This window comes from Haloparvum sedimenti (genome assembly GCF_001462205.1).
In the GTDB taxonomy this organism is placed as follows: Archaea; Halobacteriota; Halobacteria; order Halobacteriales; family Haloferacaceae; genus Haloparvum; species Haloparvum sedimenti.
The window spans coordinates 34,964-42,022 of record NZ_LKIR01000126.1 but is presented as its reverse complement, the minus strand read 5'-3'; the positions used below and the strand labels follow the sequence as shown (position 1 = coordinate 42,022).

At 69.7% G+C, this 7,059-nt stretch carries 5 protein-coding genes and 1 pseudogene; 3 read left to right on the top strand and 3 right to left on the bottom strand.

Features of this window, described 5'->3' with window-relative positions:
* Positions 1 to 113 (top strand): annotated as a pseudogene (locus AN233_RS18040) (Lrp/AsnC family transcriptional regulator); the annotation flags it as partial.
* Here AN233_RS18040 and AN233_RS09610 read toward each other — a convergent pair.
* The 3 genes from AN233_RS09610 to AN233_RS09600 form a co-directional block, all read right to left on the bottom strand.
* Positions 110 to 649 carry a phosphate-starvation-inducible PsiE family protein gene (locus tag AN233_RS09610; protein ID WP_058366570.1) on the bottom strand — a complete coding sequence of 180 codons (540 nt, stop codon included), beginning with the start codon at positions 647 to 649 and terminating at the stop codon, positions 110 to 112. The pseudogene AN233_RS18040 and the gene AN233_RS09610 sit on opposite strands and share 4 nt — an antisense overlap.
* Before the next feature lie 101 nt (positions 650 to 750).
* Positions 751 to 2,619 (bottom strand): Glu-tRNA(Gln) amidotransferase subunit GatE, encoded by a 1,869-nt coding sequence (gatE, locus tag AN233_RS09605; protein WP_058366569.1) that lies wholly within the window; start codon positions 2,617 to 2,619, stop codon positions 751 to 753.
* Positions 2,620 to 3,712: 1,093 nt separating this feature from the next.
* Positions 3,713 to 5,323 carry a Na+/H+ antiporter NhaC family protein gene (locus AN233_RS09600; protein WP_058366568.1) on the bottom strand — a complete coding sequence of 537 codons (1,611 nt, stop codon included), beginning with the start codon at positions 5,321 to 5,323 and terminating at the stop codon, positions 3,713 to 3,715.
* Positions 5,324 to 5,537: 214 nt separating this feature from the next.
* On the opposite strand from AN233_RS09600, the gene asd reads away from it, so the two are divergent.
* Both asd and AN233_RS17335 read left to right on the top strand, forming a co-directional pair.
* Complete coding sequence (asd, locus tag AN233_RS09595) at positions 5,538 to 6,581, top strand: aspartate-semialdehyde dehydrogenase (RefSeq protein WP_058366567.1); 1,044 nt, start codon at positions 5,538 to 5,540, stop codon at positions 6,579 to 6,581.
* A 107-nt stretch (positions 6,582 to 6,688) separates the two neighbouring features.
* The coding region (locus AN233_RS17335) for a DUF7344 domain-containing protein (RefSeq protein ID WP_058366566.1) at positions 6,689 to 7,059 on the top strand (371 nt) is incomplete at its 3' end.

Below are 7,059 nucleotides of genomic sequence, written 5' to 3'. Positions count from 1 at the left end.
TCCCGGAGGTCGAGCGCACCAACTCGACGTTCGTCATCGCGACCGCCCAGGACGAACCGCGGGCGCCCGCGACCTACGACCTCGAGTCGCTCGCCGCGGCGCTGACGGATTAGCCGAGGAGCGAGTCGTCGCTCTCCTCCGTTCGCCGCTCGACGAGCAGCAGGCTCACAAGCCCGAGGATCAGGACCGCGTACGCGAGCGCCGCCAGCAGCGCGTCGAGCACCGACGCGTACTCGGTCGTCCGGAAGATGATGGCCTTCCGGACCATCGCGATGACGCCGGTGTAGACGACAAGCCGGACCACCGTGCGCGTAGGGCGACCCTGGACGTACGCGACGACCGTCTCGTACACCTCGACGATGATCAGCAGCAGGAGCCCGGTCTCCACGAACCCGATGACGACGAGGGGGTCGGTTATCTCGCCGGTCGGGACCGCACGCGCGATCTGGATCGCGAGATCCACCACACCGATCCCGAAGAGCAGCGCGAACACCGCGGCCGCGGCCAGTTCGACGAGGTGGACGAACCGGTCGGTCTCGGCGGCGAACCGCTCGGCGAGCGTCGCGTCGGCGCGCCTCCGGGAGGCGTCGCGGTCGGGGCCCGCCTCCGCCTGCTCCTCGTCGGCCGTCGGGTCGGTGTCTGAGCTCACGCGAACGGACCGGGATTCTCCCCCCGACTACTTACCTTCTGTCACGGCCGGGCGGATCGCCTCTCCCTTCGTCACGACCGCTTACGACCGCTTATGACCGATCACGACCGCTTGCCGATCTCCTCGCGCAGCACCGCGGAGACGACCTCGCCGTCCGCCTTCCCGCGGAGCGCGCCCATCGCCTCGCCCATCAGGCCGGAGAAGGCACCCATCCCCTCCGCCTCGACCTGTTCGGCGTTGCGCTCGACGACCTCGACGACCGCCTCGCGGACCGCCTCCTCGCTTACGCCCGCGAGGCCCGCCTCCTCGACGGCCGCCTCGGCCGACATGCCGGGGTTCTCCGCGAGCACCGTCAGCACCTCGTTGACGCCCTCCTTGGCGAGGTCGCCGTCCTCGACCAGCGCGAACAGGCCGAGGAACTGCTCGTCGGTCAGGTTCTCTACCGGGACGCCGTCCCGACGGAGCTCCGTCGTGGTGGACTCCAGCGTCGCGGCCGCGAAGGTCGGGTCGACGCCCGCCTCGACGGCCTCCTCGAACAGCGGGAACCGGTGCCCGAACGCGACCTGTTCGGCGAGGCCCTCGTCGAGCCCGAAGTCCGCGACGTACCGCTCGGCCTTCTCGTCGAGCAGTTCCGGCGTCTCCACGTCGCTCGAGTCCGGCTCGACCGGCGGCACGTCGGTCTCGGGGTACATCCGCGCCGCGCCCGGCAGCGGGCGCAGGTAGCGAGTCGTGCCGTCCTCGTTGGCGCCACGGGTCTCCTCCGGGACGCCCACGACCGCCGACTCGGCGCGGTCCGCGGCCGCCTCGATGGCCAGGTCCGCGGTCTCGGGGTCGGCGGCGACGATGGCGACCGCGTCCCCCTCGCCGGCGCCGACCGCCTCGCGGAGATCCGCCACCTCGGCCGCCGTCACGCCGTAGGCCGGCAGCTCGTCGGTGTGGAAGATGCCGCCCGCGCCGTGGCGCTTCGCGTGGTCCGACAGCTCCGTGCCGAGCCGGCGGTCCTCCTGGATCTCGCGGCCGACGAGCCCGTCGAAGCCGGAGAGGGGTACCGCAGTCACCTTGCCCCCCGAATCGAGCGCGCCGCGGATCACGCCGGAGTCGGTGTCCGCGAAGACCTCGGTGACCTCCTGTACGTCGCCGACCGCGGCGTCGCGCGCCTGCAGTTCGTCGCGGATCTCCACGAGTTCGGCCTGCCGGCGGACCTCGCCGCGGACGATGTCCTCGATGCCCTGCAGGTCCTGGACCCCCTTCACCTCGACGCGGGCGCCCTCCGCGATGGAGACGTTCACGTCCTGCCGGATGGTGCCGAGCCCGCGCTTGACCGAGCCGGTCGAGCGGAGCAGCATCCCGATGCGCTCGGCGGCCTCCTTCGCCTGCGCGGGGCTCCGGATGTCCGGGCCGGTACCGATCTCCACGAGGGGGACGCCGAGGCGGTCGAGCGAGTAGACGACGCCCTCGTCGGTCTCCTCGACGCGCTGGGCGGACTCCTCCTCCAACATCAGGTCGACGACGGAGACGGGGCCCTCGCTCGTCGAGATCTCGCCGTGCTGGCCGACCAGCATCGTGCGCTGGAAGCCGGAGGTGTTGGAGCCGTCGATGACGAGCTTCCGCATGACGTGGGCCTGATCGACCACGGTGAGATCCATCAGGTCCGCGATCTGGAGCGCGACCGAGAGCGCCTCCTCGTCGACGCGACGGGGCGGCTCGTCGTCCTCCTCCACGAGGCAGGTGGTGTCGTACGCGAGGTAGGTGAACTCGCGGTCGACGCGGCTCTCCTCGACGGCCGCCTGGTCGAGCTCCCCGAGCTCGCTCTTCGTCGGGTGGAGGTACCGGGTCAGCTCGCGGTCGGCCGCCTCCGGCTCGCGCTGCATGGTCGGGGAGTCACAGAAGAGCTTCGTCGCGGTGTCGAGCTGCTGGTGGATCTCCAGCCCGGCGACGAGGCCCAACTCCTCGTAATCGTAGTCGCTCATTGGGAGATGCTCCGACGCGCCGGGACAAAAAGGGTGGCAGTTCGAGGGATGCGGTGACCGATCGCTGTACGTTGATCGTTGTGTGAACAAGCGTCCTGCTGCTTGAGACAGCAACACTTAGAAAGCCCTCGACCGCTCGCTGTACGCCGGCATTTGATCGGTCAAGCGCCTTGCTACGCTTGTTGCCAACATCCAGAAAGCCCTCGACCGCTCGAGCCCTCTCAGCGGGATATCTGCGCTCTCAGCACCGCCCGCGCAGATAGGGCCCGTCTGAGAGGGCGCGACCGGCCTCGCCCTTTCAGTCCGCCAGGGCGCGGTCTTTCGAATCAGTCGTCGCCGCGGATTGTTCGATGGGTCTCTACCTCGGCTGTCGAGGCAAGCGTGGCCTCACACCTCCCCAGCCTCAGCCGCCCGCGGCCTCCGCGTTGCTCCGGCCGCGGCCGGGCTTCCCTCGCGCGTCGAGGTCGCGCGCGCCAGACGTTGGACAGCCGGCGGGGCGATGCCCCGCGATCGGCGCGACAGAGCTGCACTCACGGCGGGAGTTCCGCCCCATCCGCGAAAAACGTCCGTCGGCGTTCGGTGCTGTGGCGGAGCGGTGCGGTTGGCGCGCGCCGCGGCGACCGCGAAGCGTGTCGCCGCGACCGCGCGAGGGAGACGGCGGCGCGGCCGCACTGCGGTGCGGTCTCGCGGCCGCGCCGCCGTCGAGGCTGGGGAGGGATGAGGCTGCGGTGCTGTGCGGTCGCAGTGCGGGGCGGTGGGTGGGACTGAAAGGGGCAGCCGGCTCGATCCGGCCCCGGCGCCTCAAGCACTCGCGCCGGGCGGTGTGGAGAGGCGCGAGCGCGCAGAGTGTGCGGCGGCCGGTCGAGCCGGCTGGGGCTTTCTGGGTGTTGCTGTCCCAAGCAGCATAAGCAGCAGAACCAGGTCAGTAGCGAGGAATGCCGGTTGGTACCCTCCGGAGGTTACCGCCCAGTGCGACGATATCTACATCCGAGACAGAAACGGTAGCATCTCCCACTGCTCCCAGAATCACTGATCGCGAGCTTCCGAACACGGATCGACCGGCGTAGAAGCGAAAACCGCCGTACGGAACCGCTTACTTCTCGCGCTGTGAGGAGTCGGTCGCGATCGGAGAAACACCCTTTCGGCGGGCGTCGAGCTCCGAGAGCCCGTAGACGAGGCCGACGAGCGCGAGCGCGCCGAGCGGGAGCCAGACGAGCGGCGTGACGCCGGTGACGCCCCACGCGAGCAGCACGAGGATGGCGACGACCACGACCGTCACGGCGTAGTAGAGCTGCGTCCGGACGTGGTCGATCAGGTCCGCGCCCGTGAACGTCGCGGAGAGGACCGTCGTGTCCGAGATGGGCGAGGTGTGGTCGCCGAAGATGGCGCCCGAGAAGACGGCGCCGACCACCGCCGCGACCATCGTGTGGTCGCCCGTCACCGACCACGCGACCGGGATGGCGACGGGGGTGATGATCCCCATCGCGCCCCACGAGGTGCCCGTCGAGAAGGCGACGAACGCGGCGAACAGCAGGACGACGACCGGGAGCACCGCGGCCGGGAAGCCCTCGCCGATGAAGCCCTCGACGTACTCGGCGGTGCCGAGCGCTGAGACGACCTCGCCGATGGACCACGCCAGCACCAGCACCGTCACCGCGGTGAGCATGATCCCGAAGCCGTCGATGGTGGCGTCCGTCGCCTCGCCGAAGTCGAGGATGTCGTAGACCTTCCCGAGCGCGAAGCCGGACAGCACCATCGCGAAGGAGCCGTACACGAGCGCGCCCGCGTAGTCCGCGCCGGTCATCGCCTCCCAGAGCGCGCCGAGGGGGTCGGCCGCGAACGCGCCCGCGGAGAGGCCGCCGGTCCACAGCGCGGCGCCGAGCGTCACCGCGATCAGGGTCGCGACCGGCGCGAAGAAGTTGATCAGCCGCGGGTTCTCGGCGTGCGGTTCGCCGAGGTCGTCTTTCACGTCCTGCATCGGCACCGCGTCCTCGCGGTTGACGGCGCCGGTCGTGTACGATCGGTGCTCGGCGTCGAGCATCTCCCCGAAGTCGCGCCGCGACGCGACGACGATGAGCACCATGACGATGGCCAGAAGCGAGTAGGCGTTGAACGGGATCGAGCGCACGAACACCTCGAAGGCGCTCGGGGCGCTCGCCAGTCCGAGCTCGCCGTACGCGTCCGAGATGAGCCCGAGCTGGAACGCGACCCACGAGGAGATGCCCAGCGTCGCGACGGGCGCGGCCGTCGAGTCCACGATGTACGAGAGCTTCTCGCGGGAGACGCGCAGCTCGTCGGAGACGTCTTTCATCGAGGAGCCGACGATGGCGGTGTTGGCGTAGTCGTCGAAGAACATGATCAGTCCCAGGACCCACGCCGCGAGGCCCGCCTTGCGCTGGGTGTCGAGGTGCTCGATCGCCCAGTCGCGGACGGCGTAGGAGCCGCCGAGGTTCCACACCATGGCGACGCCCGACCCGAGCAGCAGGGTGAAGACGATGATCGTCGCCTGGAAGCCGTCGTCCGCGATGATCGCCGCGACGATCCAGTCGAAGGTCTGTACCACGCCGAGCCCGCCGGTGAAGATGACGGCACCGGCCCAGACGCCGACGAACAGCGACGGGACGGCCTTGCGCGTGAGGATCGCCAGCCCGATCGCCAGGAGCGGAGGAACCAGCGACAACGCGCCGAACGTTTCTGCGGCCATGCCCGCTCGGTTCCGTGGCCAGACGCTTAAGCGTAGCCTCACGGGCCCGCGGCTTTCGGAGTCGAACGACCGTTCCGGTGAGGGGTTCTCGGCACATGTGCTCGCTCGGCGTCGGTCCGTCGGCGAAACGCTGATGTCGCCGAGAGGGCGCCATGCGCGGCGGATTCGGTCGCTATCCGAACGCACTTACATGCTTGCGACCCAACCCCACGCAATGTCTGTACGAGTCGGTATCCTCGGTGCGACCGGCGCCGTGGGCCAGCGCTTCATCCAGCTGCTCGACGACCACCCGACCTTCGACCTCGCGGCCGTCACCGCGAGCGACGAGAGCGCCGGGAAGACGTACCGCGAGGCGGCCAAGTGGCGCGTCGACACGCCCATCCCCGAGGACGTGGGGGAGATGGAGGTCGGCGCGACCGACCCCGACGCGGTCCCCGACGACGTGGACCTCCTGTTCTCCTCGCTCCCGTCGGGCGTCGCCGCGGAGGTCGAACCCGCCTTCCTCGAGGAGGGGTACGTCGTCTCCTCGAACTCCTCGAACGACCGCATGGCCGCGGACGTTCCCCTCACCATCCCCGAGATCAACCCCGACCACCTCGAGCTGATCGAGGTCCAGCGCGACGAGCGCGGCTGGGACGGGGCCCTCGTCAAGAACCCGAACTGCTCGACGATCACGATGGTCCCGACGCTCGCCGCGCTCGACGAGTTCGGCCTCGAGACGGTCAACGTCGCCACCCTGCAGGCGGTCTCCGGCGCGGGCTACTCCGGCGTCACCTCGATGGAGATCATCGACAACGCCATCCCGCACATCGGCGGCGAAGAGGACAAGATGGAGACGGAGTCCCGGAAGCTCCTCGGCGAGTTCGACGGCGCCGAGGTCGCGCTCCACGACGCCGCAGTCTCCGCCTCCTGTAACCGCATCCCGACGCTGGACGGCCACCTCGAGAACGTGTTCGCGGAGCTCTCCGCGGATCCGAGCGCGGGCGACGTCCGCGAAGCGATGCGCTCGTTCGAGGGCCGCGACGACCTCCACAGCTCCCCCGACCAGCTCATTCAGGTGTTCGGTCCCTCCGAGCCGGACCGCCCGCAGCCCCGCCTCGACCGCACCTACGCCGGCGGGATGGGCATCTCCGCCGGCGGGGTCGCCACGACCGCGGACGGCGTCCAGTACAACTGCCTCGCGCACAACACGGTCCGCGGCGCGGCCGGCGCCTCCCTGCTGAACGGCGAACTCCTCGTCGAGGAGGGCTGGGTCTGAGGCGGCCGGCGCCGCTCGGCACGGGTGCTCCCCGTCGCAGTCAAACCGATCGTGAAGAGAAGTCCACACAAAGCGTTATCTTGTGAGGAAACGAACAAGTACGAGAGATGAGCGACAGCCCACAGGAACCGGACGACGGTCCGGAGGCGACGGCCGATGAGGCCTCGCTCCTGACCGACGACCGGTTTTTCACGTCGCTTGCATCGGCCCGTCGACGGCGACTGCTCGTCCTTCTGTCGGACGAGGAGTCCCGGCCGATCGACGAGCTCGCGACGCTTCTGGCCGGATGGGACGCCACGGAGAAGCGACCGATGACGAACGCGGCGGAGCGCGACCGGATCCGCGTGGACCTGCGTCACGTTCACCTGCCGATGCTCGACGAGGTCGGACTGGTGGACTACGACCGTGAGAACGAGGAGGTAGCACCGGTTCCGCTTCCGGACCTGATCGACACCCTCGTCTCGAAAAGCGTCGCCGC